Source organism: Paenibacillus sp. 453mf (genome assembly GCF_900116105.1).
Classification (GTDB): domain Bacteria; phylum Bacillota; class Bacilli; order Paenibacillales; family Paenibacillaceae; genus Paenibacillus; species Paenibacillus provencensis.
The window spans coordinates 1,528,243-1,550,391 of the sequence record NZ_FPAC01000001.1; the positions used below are offsets into that span (position 1 = coordinate 1,528,243).

18 protein-coding genes are annotated in these 22,149 nt (G+C 43.8%); 14 read left to right on the plus strand and 4 right to left on the minus strand.

The features are described from left to right. Positions 1-172: 172 nt before the first annotated feature. The 4 genes from BM415_RS07265 to BM415_RS07280 all read left to right on the plus strand — a co-directional run bounded on the left by BM415_RS07265 (position 173) and on the right by BM415_RS07280 (position 5,692). On the plus strand, positions 173-2,014 hold the full coding sequence (locus BM415_RS07265; RefSeq protein ID WP_091156212.1) for an assimilatory sulfite reductase (NADPH) flavoprotein subunit: 1,842 nt from the start codon (positions 173-175) through the stop codon (positions 2,012-2,014). A gap of 33 nt (positions 2,015-2,047) precedes the next feature. Continuing rightward, positions 2,048-3,772, plus strand: coding sequence for an assimilatory sulfite reductase (NADPH) hemoprotein subunit (gene cysI, locus BM415_RS07270; protein WP_091156214.1), 1,725 nt, complete (start codon positions 2,048-2,050; stop codon positions 3,770-3,772). Positions 3,773-4,063: 291 nt separating this feature from the next. After that, on the plus strand, positions 4,064-5,167 hold the full coding sequence (locus tag BM415_RS07275) for a DNA alkylation repair protein (protein ID WP_091156217.1): 1,104 nt from the start codon (positions 4,064-4,066) through the stop codon (positions 5,165-5,167). Positions 5,168-5,281: 114 nt separating this feature from the next. Beyond that, positions 5,282-5,692, plus strand: coding sequence for a VOC family protein (locus tag BM415_RS07280; protein ID WP_091156219.1), 411 nt, complete (start codon positions 5,282-5,284; stop codon positions 5,690-5,692). Positions 5,693-6,040: 348 nt separating this feature from the next. Here the strand turns inward: BM415_RS07280 and BM415_RS07285 are convergent, their stop codons facing one another. Further along, entirely contained in the window at positions 6,041-6,784 is a 744-nt protein-coding gene (locus BM415_RS07285) for a YqcI/YcgG family protein (RefSeq protein ID WP_091156222.1), read from the minus strand. A gap of 218 nt (positions 6,785-7,002) precedes the next feature. Between BM415_RS07285 and BM415_RS07290 the strand changes: the two genes are divergently transcribed. From BM415_RS07290 to BM415_RS07300, 3 genes are all read left to right on the plus strand, one after another. After that, complete coding sequence (locus tag BM415_RS07290; RefSeq protein WP_091156224.1) at positions 7,003-7,689, plus strand: DNA alkylation repair protein; 687 nt, start codon at positions 7,003-7,005, stop codon at positions 7,687-7,689. A gap of 182 nt (positions 7,690-7,871) precedes the next feature. After that, a complete protein-coding gene (locus BM415_RS07295) occupies positions 7,872-9,101 on the plus strand; it encodes a purple acid phosphatase family protein (RefSeq protein ID WP_170862389.1) in 1,230 nt (409 codons plus the stop codon). A 396-nt stretch (positions 9,102-9,497) separates the two neighbouring features. Then, positions 9,498-11,882: an arabinan endo-1,5-alpha-L-arabinosidase AbnB gene (locus BM415_RS07300; protein WP_091156228.1), complete on the plus strand. Its 2,385-nt coding sequence runs from the start codon at positions 9,498-9,500 to the stop codon at positions 11,880-11,882. A 56-nt stretch (positions 11,883-11,938) separates the two neighbouring features. On the opposite strand, the gene BM415_RS07305 is transcribed toward BM415_RS07300, so the two are convergent. Both BM415_RS07305 and BM415_RS07310 read right to left on the minus strand, forming a co-directional pair. Next, positions 11,939-12,859 carry a DMT family transporter gene (locus BM415_RS07305; protein ID WP_211753663.1) on the minus strand — a complete coding sequence of 307 codons (921 nt, stop codon included), beginning with the start codon at positions 12,857-12,859 and terminating at the stop codon, positions 11,939-11,941. Beyond that, positions 12,859-13,692, minus strand: coding sequence for an AraC family ligand binding domain-containing protein (locus BM415_RS07310; protein WP_211753664.1), 834 nt, complete (start codon positions 13,690-13,692; stop codon positions 12,859-12,861). The genes BM415_RS07305 and BM415_RS07310 overlap by 1 nt, the downstream gene beginning before the upstream one ends. Positions 13,693-13,901: 209 nt before the next feature. Here BM415_RS07310 and BM415_RS07315 point away from each other — a divergent pair, with 209 nt between their 5' ends. The 4 genes from BM415_RS07315 to BM415_RS07330 all read left to right on the plus strand — a co-directional run bounded on the left by BM415_RS07315 (position 13,902) and on the right by BM415_RS07330 (position 17,742). Further along, a complete protein-coding gene (locus BM415_RS07315) occupies positions 13,902-15,464 on the plus strand; it encodes a BCCT family transporter (RefSeq protein WP_091156235.1) in 1,563 nt (520 codons plus the stop codon). A 191-nt stretch (positions 15,465-15,655) separates the two neighbouring features. Next, entirely contained in the window at positions 15,656-16,060 is a 405-nt protein-coding gene (gene psiE / locus BM415_RS07320) for a phosphate-starvation-inducible protein PsiE (RefSeq protein WP_091156238.1), read from the plus strand. A gap of 111 nt (positions 16,061-16,171) precedes the next feature. Then, entirely contained in the window at positions 16,172-16,990 is an 819-nt protein-coding gene (locus BM415_RS07325; protein ID WP_091156240.1) for a MerR family transcriptional regulator, read from the plus strand. 68 nt (positions 16,991-17,058) lie between these two features. Beyond that, a complete protein-coding gene (locus BM415_RS07330) occupies positions 17,059-17,742 on the plus strand; it encodes a DUF554 domain-containing protein (RefSeq protein ID WP_091156243.1) in 684 nt (227 codons plus the stop codon). A 41-nt stretch (positions 17,743-17,783) separates the two neighbouring features. On the opposite strand, the gene BM415_RS07335 is transcribed toward BM415_RS07330, so the two are convergent. Then, positions 17,784-18,782, minus strand: coding sequence for an aldo/keto reductase (locus BM415_RS07335; protein ID WP_091156245.1), 999 nt, complete (start codon positions 18,780-18,782; stop codon positions 17,784-17,786). Positions 18,783-19,049: 267 nt separating this feature from the next. Here BM415_RS07335 and BM415_RS07340 point away from each other — a divergent pair, with 267 nt between their 5' ends. From BM415_RS07340 to BM415_RS07350, 3 genes are all read left to right on the plus strand, one after another. After that, positions 19,050-19,667: a restriction endonuclease gene (locus BM415_RS07340; protein ID WP_091156247.1), complete on the plus strand. Its 618-nt coding sequence runs from the start codon at positions 19,050-19,052 to the stop codon at positions 19,665-19,667. Next, entirely contained in the window at positions 19,645-20,070 is a 426-nt protein-coding gene (locus tag BM415_RS07345; protein ID WP_244533176.1) for a GNAT family N-acetyltransferase, read from the plus strand. Before BM415_RS07340 ends, BM415_RS07345 begins: the two co-directional genes overlap by 23 nt. A gap of 317 nt (positions 20,071-20,387) precedes the next feature. Next, positions 20,388-22,109: an ABC transporter ATP-binding protein gene (locus BM415_RS07350; protein ID WP_091156249.1), complete on the plus strand. Its 1,722-nt coding sequence runs from the start codon at positions 20,388-20,390 to the stop codon at positions 22,107-22,109. Positions 22,110-22,149 lie beyond the last annotated feature (40 nt).

Here is a 22,149-nt window from a genome sequence, read left to right on the forward strand (position 1 = left end):
CTACATATTTAACCCTTATTCACGAAAAAGCACCTTTTATCAGAAAAGCTGATAGGTTTTATAAGATGAAACTAATTGACCAGTTTCTGGAGCTGTGATAGTTTCAGTAGAGACAAATTAATTCTGACAAACTTACTGAGAATTATTATCAAAGCATCCGAGGTGGATATTATTGGAACTCCAAGTGATTAACAGCCCATTTACTCAGGAACAGACAGAACTATTAAATCGACTATTACCGACATTTACTGAGACACAGCGTATTTGGCTTAGCGGCTATTTAACGGCGATTCAAGCAAGCGGTGTGGCTGCGACATCAATGGCAGAAGCTCCGGCTCTGAATGCAGTCGGTCAGCCTGCGGCACCTGCACCTGCAATCAGCAAAGAGATTACGGTGTTGTTCGGCTCTCAGACGGGAAATAGCAGCGGAATTGCCAAGAAATTCAGCAAGAAGCTTCAGGAGCAGGGTTTTGAAGTGACAACCAGCTCCATGAGCGATTTTAAACCGAACAATCTCAGGAAGGTTCAGAATCTGCTTATTGTTATCAGTACACATGGAGAAGGAGAACCGCCAGACAGTGCGATTGCTTTCCATGAATTTTTGTACAGTAAACGCGCACCTAAGCTGGATGACTTGAAATTCTCTGTACTGGCGCTTGGAGATACTTCCTACGAATTCTTCTGCCAAACAGGCAAGGATTTTGACAAGCGTCTGGAGGAGCTTGGAGGCAGCCGCTTGACGCCTAGAGTCGATTGTGACGTCGATTTTGAAGAGTCTGCAGCAGAATGGATGAATCAAGTCCTGTCCGAGCTGAGTACTGCAAGTGCATTAACTCCAGTAAATGTCAGTAGTGTAGGTGCGGCAGCCTCTACCAGTACGGAATCAGAGTTCACCAGATCGAATCCGTTTCAAGCCGAAGTGCTTGAGAACTTGAATTTGAACGGGCGCGGGTCCGATCGTGAAACGAGACATATAGAGTTATCTTTAGAAGGATCTGGACTCAGTTATGAGCCAGGAGACAGCCTGGGTATCATCCCTCAGAATCATCCTTTACTAGTAGAAGAGATCATTGCTGCAGCGGGGTGGAACGGTCAAGAGGTGATTCAAGTCTCCAAAAAAGGCGATACACTCCCTTTAAATGAGGCTCTAACGACGTATTTTGAAATCACCGTACTTACGAAGCCGCTGCTCGAACAAATTGTGAATTTGACCTCGAATGCTCAGCTCAGAAAGCTGGTCGAACCCGGTAATGAACAAGAACTTCGTAATTATATCAATGATCATGATTTGCTGGATTTGATCCAGGACTTTAATCTACGAGGTGTGACCGCATCTGAATTCGTTTCTTTGCTTCGTAAAATTCCGGCACGCTTGTATTCCATTGCAAGCAGTCCAAGTGCATACCCTGACGAAGTGCATTTGACAGTGCGCACGGTACGTTATCAAGCTAACGGCCGGGATCGCTACGGTGTCTGCTCCGTCCAGCTGGCAGAACGAATTGAACCAGGAGGTCAGCTTCCTGTATTTATTCAGAATAATGATAACTTTAAGCTTCCAGCTAACCCCGATGCACCGATTATCATGATTGGACCAGGCACGGGAGTCGCTCCTTTCCGCGCATTCCTCGGAGAGAGAGAAGAGCAAGGAGCCGGGGGCAAGAGCTGGCTGTTCTATGGAGATCAGCATTTCGCAACGGACTTCTTGTATCAGGTGGAGTGGCAGCGCTGGCTCGCAGATGGTGTGCTGACTCGTATGGATGTCGCTTTCTCCAGAGATACAGATGAGAAAGTATATGTTCAGCACCGGATGCTCGAGAGAAGCCGAGAGCTGTACGAGTGGCTTCAGGAAGGTGCTTACATCTACGTCTGTGGAGATGAGAAGAAGATGGCTCATGATGTCCATTCTACACTTGGAGCCATTCTCGTACAGGAAGGCGGTATGACGATGGAAGCGGCAACCGACTATCTCATTCAATTAAAGCAGGACAAACGATATCAACGCGATGTTTATTAAGGAAGTCTTTTCATACCGGAAGGAGATACTAGCATGGCACTAAATGAACTTTACCCGCCACAAAATGCACCCCACAGCGATGTGGAGGATATAAAGCGTCAAAGCAATTATTTAAGAGGCAGTCTTGTTGAAACATTGAAAGATCCGATTACAGGATCTATACCAGAGGATGATAACCGTCTGATGAAGCATCACGGCAGCTACATGCAGGATGACCGTGATCTTCGCAACGAACGTGCCAAGCAGAAGCTGGAGCCAGCTTACCAGTTCATGCTTCGCGTTCGGGCTGCTGGTGGTGTGGTGACGCCGGATCAATGGCTGATGATGGATCGTATCTCCCATAAATACGGGAACGGTACAATCAGGCTGACGACCCGTCAGTCCTTCCAGCTTCACGGTGTACTGAAATGGAATTTGAAGAACACGATTCGTGAAGTGAACGACGCTCTGCTGAGTACACTTGCTGCATGCGGCGATGTGAACCGGAACGTCATGTGCAATCCGAATCCTTATCAGTCCGAAGTACATGAAGAAGTGTATGCATGGGCTAGTAAGGTTAGTGATCATCTTGATCCCCGTACAAGAGCGTATCATGAGATCTGGCTTGACGAAGAGAAGGTCATTGACAGTCGTGATCATGATGTAGAGCAGGAGCCTATCTATGGTGAGGTATATCTGCCGCGTAAATTCAAGATCGGTATCGCAGTGCCTCCATCCAATGATGTCGATGTATTCTCCCAGGATCTTGGGTATATCGCTATCGTGGAGGATGGCAAATTGAAAGGATTCAATGTGACTGCAGGCGGCGGTATGGGCATGTCGCATGGGGATACCAAAACCTATCCACAGGTAGGTAAAGTTATCGGTTTCTGCACACCAGAGCAAATGGTGGATGTGGCAGAGAAAATTGTGACGATCCAGCGTGATTACGGCGATCGTGCCGTTCGTAAGCACGCACGCTTCAAATATACAGTAGATGATCGGGGACTGGATTGGCTGAAGAATGAACTGACCACACGTCTCGGTTATGCTTTGGAAGCTGCTCGTCCCTTTGAATTTGATCACAATGGTGACCGTTATGGCTGGGTTCAAGGCAGCAATGGCAAATGGCACTTCACCCTGTTTATTCAGAACGGTCGAATTGTCGACCTCGATGAATATCCGCTGATGACAGGTCTTCGTGAAATTGCCAAGGTCCACAAAGGCGACTTTCGTCTCACTGCCAATCAGAATTTGATTATCGGTAATGTGGGTCCGAATAGCAAGAAGAAGATTGAGAAGCTGATCGCTGAATTCGGGTTGACAGATGGGCTTCATTATTCAGCGCTTCGTAGAAATTCGATGGCCTGTGTTGCACTCCCTACATGCGGACTTGCGATGGCTGAATCAGAACGTTACCTTCCTACTCTTATGGAAAAAATCGAGTATATACTGGAGAGCAATGGACTTCGTGAGAAGGAAATCGTTATTCGTATGACTGGCTGCCCTAACGGTTGTGCCCGACCGATGCTGGCTGAGCTATCCTTCATCGGCAAGGCACCTGGTAAATACAATATGTATTTGGGTGGCGCATTTAACGGTTCACGTCTTAACAAGCTGTATAAAGAGAATATCGGGGAAAAAGAGATTTTGGAATCACTTGATGAGATCATCGCAAGATATGCTAAAGAACGTGAGGACGGAGAGCATTTCGGTGATTTCGTTATTCGTGCCGGTTACGTTGAAGCCGTTTATGACGGACTTAGATTCCACGCATAACATTCAGTCAGAAGAATTGCGGTTAAGAAGTACCTGCATTGTCAGGTACTTCTTTTTCCACATTTATTCAAACCATGACAACGTTATTTTTTCGATTGAACCCACCATAAATTTCTGAATGGATCAACAAATCCTGCCATGCATCCGCCTCCTCATTTTCCATAAATTCCATATAAAGTAACTAACCTACATTGATTATGCATTAGAAGAACAAATACGAGGAATAGCAGCATTACAGAAGCTTCTGGATGTTGTGTCATCAATACACTTAAGACGAGGAGAATTAATTACATGGCAGAACCATTAAAAAATATATACAGCCCCTCCTTTTTAATGAATTTGGGGCAAACGATACAAGCTGTCGATTCTTCCTTTCCGGTTGAAGCTTTCGTAGAGAAAGTGATGAATGATCATTGGGAGGAGCTTGCTCTTAAAGCCCGAATCCGTCACATATCCAACGTACTTGGAGCATTATTGCCTAATCGATATGAGGATGCGATAGATATTTTACTTGAAGTGAACCGGCATTGCTCTGGTTTTCCTTATCTGATTCTTCCAGATTATGTGGAGGTATATGGTCAAGCCAATGAGCATTTTGAGCTGTCCATGCGAGCACTTGAGGCATTTACACAGCAATCTTCCGCTGAATTTGCAGTGAGGCCGTTTATTATCCAGAATCCTGAACGGATGATGAAGCAAATGCGAGCTTGGTCTATGAGCGAGAATGAGCATGTTCGGCGACTCGCAAGTGAAGGCTGCAGGCCAAGACTACCATGGGGACAAGCACTGACTGAATTTAAACAGGATCCTGCTCCGATCCTGCCCATACTGACTCAATTGAAAGCCGATCCTTCGTTATATGTTCGCAAAAGTGTCGCTAACAACCTGAATGACATTGCAAAGGACCATCCAGAGATTGTACTTCATATTGCTCAAAAATGGATTGGACAGCATCCGCATACGGACTGGATTGTAAGACATGGCTGCCGTGGTTTAATTAAAAAGGCTGCCCCAGAGGTTATGGCCTTGTTTGGCTATACAGCCTCTTCCAAAGAAGTGCCACTGGCAGAAGACGCTGAGATTATCGTAACGCCGGATCAGATCCGAATCGGAGACGTTACAGAGCTCAAGTATAATCTCCTTATTCGCACAAGCGGAACCGCTCGTATCCGATTGGAATACGGAATAGATTTTGTGAAATCCAGCGGCAAGGTGTCACGTAAGAAGTTCCTTCTATCTGACAAGACTGCCCAGGAAGGAGCGAGGCTTAGTGGTTCCAGAATTCATCGCTGGGCTGACCTGACAACACGCCGTCATTACCCGGGCTTGCACCGGATCATATTGCTATTGAACGGCCAGGAGATTGCAGAGACCCAAGTGCAGCTGGAATTGTAGTAACTTGAGCCTGCTGGATAAGAGTGATGGAAATCGCGATTTTTTCAAAAATAAGGATGTCCAAAACAGTAAAATATTGGTATAATCTGCTCATCCTAATAGATGAGGTGACTTATGGCTCTTCAAAGCAAGCAAATATTTGTAAATCTTCCTGTCAAAAATCTAAAGAACTCCATCGCATTTTTCTCTTCCATTGGTTTCGCATTTAATGAGCAGTTTACCGATGAGAATGCAACCAGCATGATTATCAGCGATCACATCTATGCTATGCTGCTTACCGAAGAGCGTTTCAAGGATTTTATTGATAAACCGATAGCAGATGCTAAATCAGCAGCGCAGGCTATTCTATGCTTGTCGGCGGACAGCAGGGAACAGGTAGACGAAATTGTTGAGAAAGCATTGGCTGCGGGTGGAAGATCATATAGCGAGCCACAGGACCATGGTTTTATGTATGGAAGAAGCTTCGAGGATCTGGACGGACACCTGTGGGAGATCATGTGGATGGACCCGGCTACAGTGGAATAACTAGATGAACTAAGAGTGCCCTCTCTGAACCGCTTTTTCAGCGTTGTGATCAGAGGGCTTTTTGCTCATCGAGATTTTTCCACTATGCAATGGAGAACATATGAGATTGAAAGTAGGCGGTATTGAAGTACGTGGTCCTATGCCTAAATGCGATGCAAAATGTTTGGAATCAGATTTATGGGGAGTGGCTTCCTTCCAGTGGTTATGTGCAGTCAGGCTTTAATACAGTTCGAGTATTATACAGATCAAGATCCGTACAGTCTGGATTGTGATTCAGAAATCTGGATTCCGGTGAAGTAGCTGCAGCAGTGCTTGTCAATATATGAGCGCTGCTGCTCATTATTATGCTTAACTCTTCTTCATGTGCAGATGAGCAAAAGGACATTTACCTGCAGCCGGCTGATCATCATCACTGAGAAAATATTGCTTCCATTCAAAATTGTCCTCACTGCCATAGAAATTCAAGTCTGGATGAATACCCGTTTCATCAAACTCGGTAATTCTTTCTCGAATTTTCTTCTTGATTTGAGCAGCGGCTGACACGTTCTTGTTGAATTCAGTAAGCACCCAGCGAGGGGTAATGGCAAAAATAAAATAAGGGAAGTGCCGGCTTTGTCTTCTCTGATGAGCAGGAGTTGCACAATACATAAAATATTGTTCGTTACCAAAGCAATATTCCCACACATTATGATCCGGTTCTTGCGGAATATGAGCTGGCCATGGCTGTTCATCCAACGCACTCGTTTGACTAAGCACATCCCAGAACAAGGATCGGTACTCTTCCACTTGATATTTCTCGACAAGATCCGCCGGGGTTTCAAAAATGGCAATGAGTGAGGTGTAGTTACCGATTTCTTTTGACTGTTCTCCATAGACAGCAAGGCTGTTCGCCAATTGCTCTGAAGCTAGTTCAGATCTGGGATCACTAAGAAATACATAGCGGAAATGATTCAATTTATATCCAATTGTTGCAGGGATGCAAGGGAATTTATGCTCTGTATCAGACATTTTAATTGAGAAAAAACGATAAGCTTCTTCCATCCAGCCACCAAGTGATGCGTGCTCTATATATTCTTTATCAAATATCAGCATATATCTTAGGCCTCCTTATGATGCTATTACTGTATTAAAGAAGGCCAAAATTTGTGTATCCGTCTATATCTATTTTACAAAGGAATCGGTTAGCATCTTGTGAACCGGTTCCTTGTTCAATTTACGGACGCTTGATTTCGTTATCTTAGCGAACATATGTGCTATAATGTAAAAATGTTGAAACCACAGACGAGATTTAAAGGAGTTAATGACTGCCCATGAATAATCAATTAAAGGAACAATTACTTGCATTATCCGATGTGAAATATCAGCAGTTTACAGCCCGGCTGATACCCAATATCACGAATCTACTGGGTGTTAGGCACCCTGAGCTGCATAAGCTGGCCAAGTCTATTGCCAAAGGCGATTGGCGTACATATCTTAATCAGGCGGAAGATGAGTATTTTGAAGAAGTGATGCTGCAGGCGATGGTTATCGGCTACGTCAAGACAGATATTGACGAATTGCTGGAATACGTAGCTGTTTTTATACCCAAGATCAATAATTGGTCAATCTGTGACAGCTTTTGCAGCGGACTTAAGATAACGAAGAAGAACAGAGCACGCGTATGGGATTTTGTTATCCCTTATCTGTCATCCAAGGATACCTACCATATTCGTTTTGGTGTCGTGATGCTTCTTACTTATTTTGTTGATGAAGAATATATTGATCAGGTGCTGCACAAGCTCGACACAATACACAGCGAGGAATATTATGTTCAGATGGCTGTCGCTTGGGCGATATCTATTTGTTATATCAAAATGCCGGAGCCTACGCTGATATATTTGCAGAGCAGCTCACTAGATAGGTTCACTTATAACAAGGCACTGCAAAAAATAACCGAATCATATCAAGTAAGTGCTGAGCAAAAAGTGTTGATTCGCAGCATGCGAAGAAAATCATAGAAAAAGACGGAACATCAATAGGATCTTTATACTTCTATTGATGTTTTGTCATTTGAGTACACATATCCATTATATCTCTAATGAGTTTGAGGAAGGAAACGGACCGGGTATATATTGAAATAGACAGGCGAGTGGTTTGCTCCTTCGCGAGAGCGGATCGATGCGGAAAGCAGGAGATAATCATGAATTCGATAATATGGATCATTCTGATTGCTATAGCTGTAATCTGTGGCTTTATCATCCTTCAGTCGGTTTTACAGAGGAGAGCTCCTAAGATACCACTGCAGATTGTGATGACGATCCAAGGCGATCCGTCAACCAGCAGAGCATTTACCTGGCACAGCCGTGATACGAATGGCAGCGCTCAGCTGCAAATCACAAAGGGTAATGCGTTAGACTTCCAGCATAACTCTGTCGCAAGCTATGAAGCCAGCACTTCTGTTATCAGACAGGACGGTAACGAAATAGCTGTTCATCGAGCGGTGGCAGCAGATCTTGAGCCGGGTACGATGTACAGTTATCGGGTAGGAGACAGCAGCGGGAGACATTGGAGTGAGCCTCATGCTTTTATGACGGCACAGGAAGAGATATCAGAGGTATCACTTATCTATGTGACCGATTCCCAAGCTGACACAGTGACCGATTTTCGTCTCTGGGAGGATACGATGAAGCAGGCCTTTGCCCGCTATGCAAATCCTGACTTCGTTGTGCATGCCGGAGACCTGGTTGAAACAGCAGCCAAGAAGAGTGCATGGAACCATTTTTTTAATGCCAGCACCACCTGGATTGGAGAGACGCCGATCGTTCCGGTAATCGGTAATAATGATGTCAAAGACGTCGGAGCAGCCCGTTATGCTTCTTATTTTCATCTTCCAGAGAATGGAGCCCAAGCGCTGGCGGGAACACAGACGAACTATTCCTTCAATTATGGCTTCTTGCATATTGCGGTACTGAATACGGAGATGTGCATTAAGCAGCAAACGAAATGGCTCGAAGCCGATCTGGCGGGAGCTGACTGCGAATGGAAAATCGTGGCGATGCATCGTCCAATCTATGGCGGCAATATTACGAAAAAGCTAATAGAGTGGTCTAGAATCATTGATAAATATAAGGTTGATCTGGTGCTTCAGGGTCACAATCATGTGTACTCACGTTCTTATCCTGTGAAGGGCGGAAAGGTCACCGGGGATGGAAGCGATATGGTACGTCATCACGAAGGAGCCATTTATGTCGTGGTCAATGCCAGTGGTCCCAAATTCAATGCGTTGAAAGAGGATCAGTTCTATCACAAGCTGCATTTTCAGAACAATAAACAGATGTATGCCGGGATTTCGATCTCAGGAAAAACGCTGAAGTATGAGGCCTATGACGTAAATGGTCAGCTGCTAGATCAATTTACGATTCAACATTGAGTATTTAAAGAGGCTCGCATTAGAACCCAATTCTTTGTAGGAGAGATGGGTTCATACGAGCCTCTTTTTAGGTTTAACTCTTCACGATGCGGACGCCGGCGGCATGCATCAACGCACAGCCGGACAAATAATGTCCCAATTTATGACATGACACCGGCACAATTCAGAAATGCGTACCATCAGACTTTTGTGAACAATTTGTAATTAATCCATTGAAAGCGAATACAGATGATGCTATTATTTAACAAATAGTTAAATATATTTATATATATGTAAACTATTCATCGATATACATACTTCTTGTTCAGTCTTTTTCATACGTCGATCGATTCTTTGTGTAAGCGTTTTAAGTGACTCTAGGTTCATACTTTTTTTGGTGCAAAGGAGAGGGATGTTTTGCGTAATTTACTCAAAGCAAGCAAAAAAGCAGCCGTATTAACGACAACGCTGACTGTACTATGCGGCGTAATTGGAACTTCGGGATATGCAAGTCCAGAGGAGGATACGGCTAAGAAAGGGAAGCCTGCCAATAAAGCTCCAGTTTTTCAGGAAGGCTCCGTGCATGACCCTTCTGTTATCAAGGTAGACGATACCTATTATGTGTTCGGTTCCCATCTTGCTGCGGCGAAGACAGATGATCTGATGAACTGGGATATGGTCGCCGCTGGTGTAGCCAATGGCAACAAACTAATACCTAATGTTACGGAAGAGCTCAAGGAAACGCTTGAATGGGCACAGACAAATACCCTGTGGGCAGCCGATGTTATTCAATTGGAAGATGGACGTTATTATATGTACTACAATGCCTGCAAAGGGGATTCTCCAAGATCAGCGCTCGGCGTAGCCGTGGCGGACAACATTGAAGGACCTTATGTAGATCAAGGGATCATGCTGAAATCCGGCATGTGGGGCGAGCCGAGTGAGGATGGAACCATTTACGATGCGACCATTCATCCGAATGCGGTAGACCCGGATGTGTTTTTCGATGAGAACGGAAAGCTGTGGATGGTATACGGATCTTATTCAGGAGGCATCTTTATCCTGGAGTTAGATCCTGTAACCGGCAAACAGCTGCCAGGACAAGGCTATGGCAAGAAGCTGATGGGAGGTAACCACAGCCGGATTGAAGGTCCGTATATTTTGTATAGTCCGGAAAGCGATTACTACTATATGTTTGTATCCTATGGCGGACTAGATGCCGTTGGCGGATATAACATCAGGGTTGCGAGGTCCAAAAATCCGGATGGTCCGTATGTGGATGCTGAAGGCACAGATATGATTCAGGTCAAAGCAAATCCGGAGCTGCCTCTGTTTGACGATCGGTCTATTGAACCTTTTGGGGTAAAGCTGATGGGGAACTATCAATTCACGAGAGAGCTTGGAGATCCGGGAGCAGGCACGGGCCTTGGCTATATATCTCCAGGCCACAATTCCGCATATTATGATGAAGAGACAGGCAAGCATCTGCTGTTCTTCCATACCCGTTTCCCTGGACGTGGGGAAGAGCATGAGATTCGCGTCCATGAAATGTACATTAATGACAAAGGATGGCCGGTCGTAGCGCCTTACCGCTATACGGATATCCAGCAGAAGGAAGTAAAGAAGAACGAGGCGGCAGGAAGCTATAAAATTGTGAATCATGGCAAAGACATTTCAGCAGAGCTCAAAACATCCGTCATTGCAACACTAGAGAAGAACGGCAAGATCAGAGGTGATGTGGAGGGCACATGGAGCCTGGATAAAGACGGAACTGCCACTCTTAAGACAGATGGCGTTACCTATACAGGAGTGTTCACTAAGGAGTGGGACGAATCGTCACAGAAAAATGTCGTAACCTTCAGCGCATTGTCAGATACCGGAGTTGCACTCTGGGGCAGCCAAATGGAGGAAATGAAAGACAAGGAAGTCGTTGCTGCGGTGAAGAAGGACCTCAATCTAAGCAATACTTCGGCAATTTATCAAAATATGAATTTGCCTGTAGAAGGAACTAGGGACAGTGTGATTTCATGGACTTCTTCTAATGAAAATGTCATATCAAAGGCCGGAATCGTCACAAGACCCGAAGCTGGCGAAGACAATGCGGTAGTGAAGCTTACAGCCACCATTCAAAAAGGAAAAGTGCGAGATACCAAGACGTTTAATGTAACTGTACTTGCTGAAATCGAAGGGCCGAAGCTGGTCGAATATGATTTTGAAGGAATATCGGGACCATCGGTTCCTGACCTCAGCAGCAACGGATTTGATGGTACATTGATCGGCGGAGTTGAATCACAAGTATCTGGCAAACAAGGTCAAGCTATCAAATTCAACGGTACAGACGGTTATGTGGAAGTGCCTGAGTTAGTCACAGATGCAGAAGACTTCACATTCGCAGCATGGGTTTACTGGAACGGCGGGGGAGATTGGCAGCGAGTCTTTGATTTTGGCAATGGGCTCGGCAAGCATATGTTCCTGACACCTTCTCAGCATCTGGGAGTCATGCAGTTTACTATTCATAATGGAGTAGATCAAAGTCTTCTTGCACCTACGAAGCTTCCAGTGAATGAATGGACGCATGTTGCGGTTACACTCGAAGGGAACACAGGCAAGCTGTATGTGAACGGAGAAGTCGTAACGACGAGCGATCAGATTACTTTTAATCCGAAAGAGCTCACCTCTACCGATGCGTATCTTGGCAAGAGCCGTTATGCGGCAGATCCGTATTTAAACGGCAGCCTCGATGAAGTGAAAGTATACAATGAGGCACTTACGGATGAGGAAGTTAGAGCACTGGCTGAATAGAAAAATGTCATGGATCGTATACAAGAAAAGGATGGATCTTTCGAAGCCTTTTGGCCTCAAAGATCCATCCTTTTTTTAATACTGTATTGCGGATTTGTTCTGCGTTCAGAAATAAATGAACCGACCAAAGTGAGGAATACTCCAATCCCCATAGTCCAGGAAAGAGGCTCGCTCAATACCAAATGTGAGGCAATGACCGTAATGACAGGCACTATGTAAATATAAATACTTGTCTTGACAGCGCCTAGAATGCCTACTGCCCTATTCCAGGTCACGAAGCACAGTGCTGATGCGCCAATACCAAGATAAAGCAGATGCAGCAGACTCATAGGTTCGGTTAGTTTCGCCAAGCTCAACTCTACATCAAATAGGAACAATGCCGGCAGCATAAAGACTAAACCATAGAAGAACACTTTTCGTGTAGAACCGATAGTATGATAGCCCCTTTCGCTGATTTTTCTCATAAGCACTGAATAGATTGCCCAAAAAATAGGGGCGAGGAAGGCTAGAAAATCACCGAGAGGATTTAGATTGAGCACAAAACTGCCATTAAACCCGATCATTACGATACCGATAAGAGCAATGATAAATCCAACCATAAATGATACGCTAAGTTTTTCGCCTTCAAGAAAAAAATGTGAGAATACAGCCGTGAAAAAGGGGGCAACTGATACGATGACGCCTACACTTGCAGCAAGGGTAAGGGTCAGCGCGATATTTTCCAAGAGAAAATAAAGGGTTACTCCACATAATCCAGCGCCTGCAAACAGTAGTTCTTCCGTAATTGAGTTCGTATTTACAATTCGGGGATAGAGTAGCAACAGAACACAGTATCCTATAAGAAAACGTAAATACAACACCTCAATCGGATTGAAGTCAGACAGCAGAAGCTTAGTAGACACAAATGTCGAGCCCCATACAAAGATCGTGAATATTGCGAGTAGATGTCCCGTTGATGCGGCTTGCTTCTTTATCATCATGCCATGGCCTCCGTATATACGGGTGGTGATGTTTGATCGGTAAATATCCTCATATATTGTTTTGGCGTAAGCCCGATGAGCTTTTTAAAATGATTAGTGAAATGGCTCTGGTCACTGAACCCGGAACGAATAGCAACCTCAATGGGAGGAACGCCTTGCTCTAGAAGCTTTTTGGCATGGATGATGCGCTGTGTCTCTAGATAGCTGTAAGGTGAAATTCCTTTTTGTTTGGTAAACGAACGAAGCAAATAATATTTACTAAGACCAGTAAGCTTACATAAATCCTGAAGCGTAATGGTTTGATCAAAATGATTATCTATGTAATTACATACCGTTTTGATTTCTGTGCGAAGACAGAGTTCATATGAAGAGATAAACTGATCGGTATGTTCTCTTAAGAGATGTTCAATAAGAAATAAGAGCAATTCCTCTTTTTTAAAATCAGATTGACCTTCGGAGATCATCGTGTGCAAATCGCGCAAGGTATCCGCGATTTCACTATTACAAAGAACAGGTTCCTTAAAATAAGGCGTTTCCTTCTTTCCCGTAATTTCAAATACATATCTTTGCATGATGCTTGGCTGTATATTTATACAGCGGTAATCCAACGTTCGTCCATCAACTTGCTCACATGCATGGGGATCATATGGATTGAAAATAATAACATCACCAGTATTTATGATGTACTCTTTATTTTTACAAGCCAAGTAACGCTTCCCCTGTTCAATGAACCCGAATACATAATAATCATGAAAATGGTTGGGGAATTTTTGCATAATTCCTTCAAATCGATAAGCTTCCACTTGTAAATCCGTATCATAACAAACCATTCTATTCTCTTGAGCCACTAGCTGCACCTACTCTCCATGATCTATCTTTCTGCTGTCATTATATTATAAGCAAGCTTGTGATTCTTGTAAGATATTGCTCATCATAGTTAGAAATGAAAAGAGTCGTTAACCGTTTATATACATGGAATATGGTTTAAATAGGAATACTGTAGAGGTATTGATAACTAAATAGGTTAGAGGTGGGATTATTGATTCGTAAATTAATGAAAGACAAGGTATTCAGCATTTCAGCAATCATCATCACTCTCCTTGTTGTTCTTGGTGCTCTGATGCCAGTCGCATTCGGTAACACAACAAGTATGCTGTACAATTTTACAACCAATAATTTCGGTTGGTTTTATCTGCTGTCCATCTTTGTCATTATTGCGTTCCTCATCTGGGTGGCTGCCAGTAAGTATGGAACCATACGTTTGGGTGGCGAGAAAGGAAAGCCGCAGTATCCATTTTTCACATGGATAGGAATGCTGTTTTCAGCCGGTTTCGGTGTTGGTCTCGTATTCTGGGGCGTAGCGGAACCCATGAGTCATTTCTTTAATACTCCGTTTGGAGGTGTGGAATCACAGACGGAAGAAGCGGCACGCGTTGCAATGGGATACTCCTTCTTTCACTGGGGGATCAGTCAATGGTCCGTATTTGCACTGGTAGGTCTCGTAATTGCATTTCTTCAATTCCGCAAGGAGAAGGATGGACTCGTATCCACAGCGCTGGAGCCAGTAACGGGTAATAAACCTGCTGTTAAGAAAACGATCGATATTCTGGCCGTCATCGCTACGGTCATGGGAATTGCGACTTCCATTGGTCTAGGTGTTATGCAAATGAGTGGAGGACTTAGTACTCTTACAGGAACTAGCAACAGCAAACTTATTCAGCTGGGAATACTAGTCGCTATATTCATTGGGTACATGATTTCATCTACTACAGGTCTAGATAAAGGGATAAGGTATTTAAGTAATCTAAATCTCGGTGTAGCCTTATTGTTCCTTCTCTTTGTATTTACTCTCGGTCCGACGGTGTTCATACTTGAGACGTTTACACTGGCTCTGGGTGATTACATAACGAATTTTATTTCATACAGTCTACGGTTACAGCCTTATACCGAGGGAACCTGGGTTAGAGACTGGACTATATTCTACTGGGCTTGGGCAATTGCCTGGTCGCCGTACGTAGGTGCTTTTGTAGCAAGGGTGTCAAGGGGCAGAACGATCCGAGAGTTCATCGTGGGAGTTATGGTCGTGCCACCGCTCATTGCCTGTCTCTGGATCGCGACTTTTGGTGGAACGGCCATTTGGTTTGATCTTCATGAAGCTACTGGCATCGCGGCTGCAGTTAATGAGGATGTCACTTCGGCATTGTTCCAGCTCTTTAGACAGCTTCCATTGTCGACGATCATGTCCATATTGTCCATTCTGCTGATTCTCACTTTCCTCGTAACCTCAGCCGATTCGGCGACCTACATCTTGTCCAGCATGACAACGAAAGGTAGCCTCAATCCGCCAATGACGGCGAAGATCGTGTGGGGAACACTGATGGCTGCCATCGCAGGAGTTCTATTATACAGCGGCGGCCTGGGGGCTCTGCAAACAGCCTCATTAATAGCCGCTTTGCCTTTTACAGTTATATTGCTACTATTAATCATCGCTGTTGTAAAGCTGCTTAGAAAAGAACCTCTCCCGATTAGGAAGGCAGACTTGAAACGATATCGTCGATTGGAAGAAGCCGCAAATAAAACGTCAGATAAGTCTAGAAAATAAGTATGAAGAAGAGCAAGCGCCGTATGGTGCTTGTTTTTTTTGTGCGGAAGCTCGGTTGAATAACAGAATGGTCTCAGTGAATTGTAGAGATGGGACCTGTCTGGCTGGGATTAAATACGAATTAAACAATGAATTAATGGTTAAGCTATCTCTCGAATTTGATGACAAATACAGGCAAGGGGTAGGTACCTGTGAAATATAGTGAGAAATTGCCTCAGGTGCTGCAGCACATATTAAATATTTGCCTGCTGCTGGTGGGGCTGCTCTTGTGTATATCCTTATTCAAAGTAACCTGGGATATATTTGCATATGTTGTTCTCCCTGCGGAGAACGACAAATCCTATTATGAGTTTACGGATGATCTGCTCGTGTTCTTTCTCTATTTTGAGTTTATCGCGTTAATTATCAAGTATTTCAGCACAGGGTTTCATTTTCCACTGCGATACTTTATCTACATTGGAATTACGGCTGTCATTCGATTGATTCTGATTGAGCATGACCGCGCAATAGATACGTTCTGGTGGGCTGCCGCGATCTTGGTCATGGTAGGAGCATTGTTAATTGTAAACCATAGGCTGCTTAAGAGAGAAAGCTGAGTAATAAGTCACTGGATAAGTCATTTCATATCTCAAGTTCATACTCTATTGTATTTCCCTCCATTTTTGCACTATGTTATATTGATCTAGATAAGACATAGGAGGATAGAGATGGACAACTTATTCATGATCGGAGAGATCTCAAAGCTCTTTCAAATCGACATTCGCACACTTCGCTATTATGATGAAATAGACTTATTTAGGCCGGCATCCATCGACACATCTACGGGATACCGCTATTACTCCATAGATCAATTTGAACAGCTAAATACCATCCTCTATCTTAAAGCGCTCGGAGTTCCGCTCAAACAGATCAAGCAGTTTCTCGATCATCGCGATATCGATCATATCTTACAGCTGCTTCAGGATCAGTATGAGCGAACCGTAAATAAAATCAATGAGTTTACCCAAATTAAGCAAAAGATTGAAAGCCGGATTCATCAAATCAAGGATGCAGCGAATGTAAAAGAGCTGTATAAAATTCGTGAGGTTGAGCTGCCCGAAAGAGCGATTGTAGTTCTTAAGCATAAGATACATAAAAGTGATAATTTAGAATTGCCGATTCGTATGCTTGAGAATCAAACCAAGATGAAATCAACGATATTTCTAGGTAAAGTGGGACTATCTATTGCACTAGAAAGCTTAGTTGCCCGACGCTTTGAGGAGTATGATTCGATCTTTGTTGTTGTTGAGGAACAGAGCAAGCAACTTCATCAAGGGCAGAAGCTTCTTTCACAAAGTAGAAATATAACTATTCGGTTTGCAGGTACACATGAAGATGCGGCCCCGTATTATGAACAGCTTATCAATTTCATTGAAGATAATGGCTATCAGATGTATGATGATGGACTGGAAATAACCTATATTGATTATGGACTGACCCAGGATGCTTCCAAGTTCGTCACAGAAATACAGATCCCTGTAAAATAACATTGACTCTCCAGTAACTGGAGGGTTTATTCTGTGTTTAACAACAACTCAAGTGGGAGAGGAATTAGATGATTGGAACGATTGTAAATGTAGCAACGATCCTGGTGGGAAGTGCACTGGGAAGCTTATTTAAGAAGGGAATCGGGGAGCGCTACCAGGACATCTTGATGCAGGCTATGGGACTTGCTGTTACCGCGCTAGGCATAAACTCCATCGTTAAATACTTACCTGACAGTCATTACCCCGTCCTGTTCATTATCAGTCTTGCCGTAGGTGGTCTGATTGGAGAGAGGCTGAATCTTGAGAGCAGCTTCAAAAGCGCCGTATCCCGCATCTCCAAAGGGAATCTGGCGGAAGGATTATCGACAGCAATCATGCTGTTCTGTATCGGTACATTATCCATCGTAGGACCCATTGAAAGTGCATTGAACGGTAATCATACCTACCTGCTGTCAAATGCAATGCTGGATGGCATCACTTCTATGGTGCTGGCGTCCACATTTGGCTTTGGTATTGCCTGGTCAGCAGTTGTGCTGCTCTGCTGGCAGGGATTGATTTATATGCTGGCAGGTGCGGTATCTGGGTATATCACGCCCGAGCTGCTCACGGAAATTTCGATCGTTGGCGGGGTGCTTATTCTAAGTTCTGGGCTCAGCCTCCTGGGTATCAAGCATTTTAAAACGATGAATTTGATCCCGGCTCTGTTTGTCCCCGTTGTTTTCATTGTCATAAAGAATTTGCTCGGGCTGTGATATATTCATTAGTTCAGTTTAGGCTAACTGGTTGTAAAATATTATTTGAAGCGATAAGCTCTAGGTTCATCAAACCAGAAGCTGCCGTCTTTGGAAAAGTCGATATAAGGGCTAGGGGATATTTCATCAACTCGTCTTATATCCTCTTCTGTAAGTTTAACATCGAGTGCCCCAAGATTGCTGTTTAACTGTTGTTCGTTTCTTACCCCGATCACGGGGATTATACCTTGGCGATGAAGCAGCCAGGCAAGAGCAAATTGACCCAGTGTAATTCCCTTGGCCTCGGCTAGCTCAGCCAGTCTATCCACTTTAGCCAGCTTATCACGATTCACTGGAGCTTCTGTATCCATCCGCTCACCACGTGAATTCGAAGGAAGAGGTTGTCCGCTGCGATATTTGCCGGATAACCAGCCCCCATCTAATGGGGAGTACGCTAATGTCGATAATCCATGACGCTCGGAGGCAGGTAATATCTCCTGCTCAATGTAACGATTAAAAATGTTGTAGGAAGGCTGATTGGTGACAAAGCGCTCCAAATTCATCTTCTCACTGACCCATAAGGATTCCACGATACGCCAAGCCTCAAAGTTGGAACATCCGATGTATCGTACTTTGCCTTGAGTGACCAGATCATCCATCGCCCGAAGGGTTTCATCAAGCGGAGTGTATGGATCAGGACGGTGTATCTGGTACAGATCAATGTAGTCCGTATTCAGACGTTTAAGGCTCGCCTCAACCTGGCGCATAATTCGATATCGACTGGCTCCTTCGCCATTGACTCCTTCAGCAGTCCGAACTTTAAACTTGGTCGCTACGATGAATTGATCCCGTCTTCCCCGAAGTGCCTTGCCAATAATCTCTTCTGTCGTCCCTTTTCCGTATGTATCTGCCGTGTCAATAAAATTAATCCCTGAATCGAGCACCTGATCAATGATAGAGAGCGAGCTTGGCTCATCCATATCCCAAGCACCATATGTCATTGTACCAAGGCATAACCTCGATACTTGCAAACCACTTCTTCCCAAATAAGTGTATTCCATTTTGCATACCTCCCTGTATTCATGAATTTAAATATTACATCTTACACGATATCTATTATAGAGCAAGTTTGTCAAAATCGGCCAGATTTTAATAGATATGAAAAGCGCTGTAGCACGTATTGTTGTTACCCTTTACCTTTCGATGAAGTCAATTTATAATTTGTTTAGCAAGAGAATGCATGTTCTTATTATCTTATTACAGAGCACAGGATTCCTTCATACGCCAGCAGACATACATAACGGGATACGGAGAATAGGAGGAATTTAATGTTGGCCGTAATATATGCCATAGCGGCAGCCATCATGATTGTCATCGCCGCAAGAATAATCATCAGTATATCGAGACGGCGAAGGCATAGGGAGCTTAATCCCTATAAGATAACCATTAAAGACATTGACCGTATGGAAGACGGAAAAGATTTCGAGGAATATTTATTTCGGTTATTTCTTGCCTTAGGATACGAAGATGCTTACAAGACCGTCAGCAGCCGGGATTTTGGTGCTGATCTGGTATTCACTGATCGAAATGGAAATAGGGCAATTATTCAAGCCAAGCGATACTCTGTTAATAATCCAGTCGGATTATCTGCTGTTCAAGAAATATATAGTGCAATGCCGTTTTACAGGGCTCAGAAATCCATCGTGATTACATCAGGCATTTATACGGATGCTTGCTTGAAGCTGGCAGGATATAATGGTGTAAGACTGCTGGATCGCGAGGATTTAATAGACATCATGAACGATCTCCGCAGCAGGCATGAGGATGCTGCTATGGACTTAATAGAAGCAGAGCCGGTACGGCTGCTGGATTCATGGGATGATTATTTGAAGGACAAGCAGTATAAAAAAGAGCGCAAGGCAGTTGAAAAAAGAATTACAGGTTAGTTATTTTACGGACAAACTTCGTCCGTATAGGATAGTTATTTTTGTATCCATATGTTACTCCTTTGCCGTTCTTGATGGACTGACAACCGAATTCATGGGCGTAGTGGGCTTGCAAGTAAATAAAAATCACAATCATGCCGAGCTTGCTTACTGGATTGGCAAACCGTTCTGGGGAAAGGGATATTGTACGGAAGCGGCTCAATGTGTACTCCAGTTTGCTTTTCGCGAACTACAATTAAATCGGGTATGGGCAGCGGCTATGAGTCGTAATCCTGCTTCCTCTTCAGTCATGAGAAAGATCGGAATGAGACATGAAGGGACATTCCACCAGCATGTAGTGAAGTGGGGACAATATGAGGATTTGGAGTATTACGGAATATTGGCTTCTGAGTATAAGGAATGACTGTACAACAATTTTTCCATCATTTACAATAAGGACAGTCTATACACAAGAGGTGAAGAGGATGGCATTCCGTATCGTTCGAAGTAATTAATCATCGGGCTGGGTAAAACGCGTACCAGCCGCCAAGGGAGCAGTCTGCCTTTTGGCCAAAAGTTGATTAATTGTTTGAACGGTGCCCGGCATTGATCATTCTTAAGAACAGTCAAGGGACACCTGTATAAGGACAAAAACGCCTGTGGCCGGAGAGCCAGGCTTAATTGTCCTGCCCGGTGATTCCTTGGCTTTTTTACATTTCACTGATGGAGGTTAGACGCTCCTTGTTAAAGAACTGCATAAAGCATTTTAAATGGATGATTATGATATATATTCTGATTGGATTTGCCATTCAATATTTAGAAGCGCAAGGGATCAAAATGTTTCAAGAATTACTGGATACCATCGTAACCGTGGATCATATCGAAGAAATAATACCGTTAATTCTACTGTATGGCGCTGTGCTCATCGGATCGACCCTTCTGAATTATGTTGATGAATATCCAAATACCTACTTATCGATTAGCATTGTTGAGAAGCTTAAGATCATGGCCCTATCCAAAGTGTCCAAAATCGACTATTCATCTTATCAAAGCATTGGAACCGGCGAAATGATCAAGGTGATTGAGAACGGAGCTCAGGCTGGAGGAAAAATGCTGCATTCTTTCTACCTGACGATATTTCACGAATTATTACCGAAGATTCTATTCAGCCTGTTATTTATCGGTCTATACAATATCCATATTATGTTGATTATCTTAGCTGGCTATGTTCTTGTATTCCTTATGACGCATGTGCTGCTGCGGACACTCTATCGTGTTAAAGCCTCACTAATAGCGGATCAGGAGAAAATGTCCAGATATACTACTCGCGGGTTTATGGAGCTGGTTGTATTTCGACTAAATAAGCGGTATCAGAGAGAGATGGATCGTATGACCCGGACATCTGGTCAAATCATAAAGAGAAGCACTCAGATTAGACTTGTGCATGAAGCATTTTTTGCGATTTTCGCTCTGATTGTTAATTTGATTAAGATTGGGGTTATCCTCTACGGTGCGAACCAGATCATTTCAGGCCACCTGTCCATTGGTGTAATTGTTGCCATGATAATGTTTATTGATCAGGTGTACACGCCGATTGCGATCTTCAATGTACTGTATGTGGATCACAAGCTGGATCTGGTTACTTATTCTCGGTTTGAAGCTTTCCTTAACAAGCCAGAAGATCGAAATCTTGATTCCGGTATTACCATAAGCTCTCTGAAAGGGAGAATCGAGTTTGATAAGGTCACGTACGATTATGGAGATATACGAATATTAAATGGGGTTAGTTTTACAATCGAGCAGGGCACTTCTGTAGCCATTGTAGGAATCAGCGGGAGTGGTAAATCAACCATCGTCAAGCTGATGACGGGCCTGCTCAAGAAAAAATCTGGTCGAATACTCATAGATGGTTTGGACGTTGATGAGCTTCATCTCCATCATCTGTACGATCAGCTGTCCTATATTTCGCAGGATTCTCCAATCTTTGATACAAGCATTCGTAATAATATGCTGCTGACGAATCACTCCGATGATGATTTGTATGATTTGCTGGATAAGGTCGGATTAAAAAACAAGGTGAAAGCCCTTCCTCAGCAGCTGGATACATGGGTAGGGGAAAGAGGTACAAAATTGTCCGGTGGTGAAAAGCAGCGGCTTGCTTTTGCCCGGATTATGGGTCAGCAGCGCCCCCTTGTTATTCTCGACGAACCGGTATCCGCGCTGGACAATATTATGGAGAAGCAGATTATGCGAGAAATGCTGCGTTTGTTCAAGGAGAAGACAATCATTATTGTTGCTCATCGGCTTAGCTTCATCAAGGAGGTAGATAAAATCCTGTTAGTTAAAGACGGAGCGATCGAGGACGAAGGCAGTTTCGAGGAACTGATAGACCGAAGTGGATATTTCCAAGAATTATGGAACAAGGACCATCAAATCACCAAGTTAGAGTTTAATAAGGTATAGAAATTAGGAAAGGCTGCCTTCACGGGCAGCCTTCTTGTTT

Excerpts from the sequence above, each read along its gene's own strand:
- cysI (WP_091156214.1), top strand. The coding sequence starts at position 2,048 with ATGGCACTAAATGAACTTTACCCGCCACAAAATGCACCCCACAGCGAT.
- BM415_RS07275 (WP_091156217.1), top strand. The coding sequence starts at position 4,064 with ATGGCAGAACCATTAAAAAATATATACAGCCCCTCCTTTTTAATGAAT.
- BM415_RS07280 (WP_091156219.1), top strand. The coding sequence starts at position 5,282 with ATGGCTCTTCAAAGCAAGCAAATATTTGTAAATCTTCCTGTCAAAAAT.
- BM415_RS07285 (WP_091156222.1), bottom strand. The coding sequence starts at position 6,784 with ATGCTGATATTTGATAAAGAATATATAGAGCACGCATCACTTGGTGGC.
- BM415_RS07290 (WP_091156224.1), top strand. The coding sequence starts at position 7,003 with ATGAATAATCAATTAAAGGAACAATTACTTGCATTATCCGATGTGAAA.
- BM415_RS07295 (WP_170862389.1), top strand. The coding sequence starts at position 7,872 with ATGAATTCGATAATATGGATCATTCTGATTGCTATAGCTGTAATCTGT.
- BM415_RS07305 (WP_211753663.1), bottom strand. The coding sequence starts at position 12,859 with ATGATAAAGAAGCAAGCCGCATCAACGGGACATCTACTCGCAATATTC.
- BM415_RS07310 (WP_211753664.1), bottom strand. The coding sequence starts at position 13,692 with ATGGTTTGTTATGATACGGATTTACAAGTGGAAGCTTATCGATTTGAA.
- BM415_RS07325 (WP_091156240.1), top strand. The coding sequence starts at position 16,172 with ATGGACAACTTATTCATGATCGGAGAGATCTCAAAGCTCTTTCAAATC.
- BM415_RS07330 (WP_091156243.1), top strand. The coding sequence starts at position 17,059 with ATGATTGGAACGATTGTAAATGTAGCAACGATCCTGGTGGGAAGTGCA.
- BM415_RS07335 (WP_091156245.1), bottom strand. The coding sequence starts at position 18,782 with ATGGAATACACTTATTTGGGAAGAAGTGGTTTGCAAGTATCGAGGTTA.
- BM415_RS07340 (WP_091156247.1), top strand. The coding sequence starts at position 19,050 with ATGTTGGCCGTAATATATGCCATAGCGGCAGCCATCATGATTGTCATC.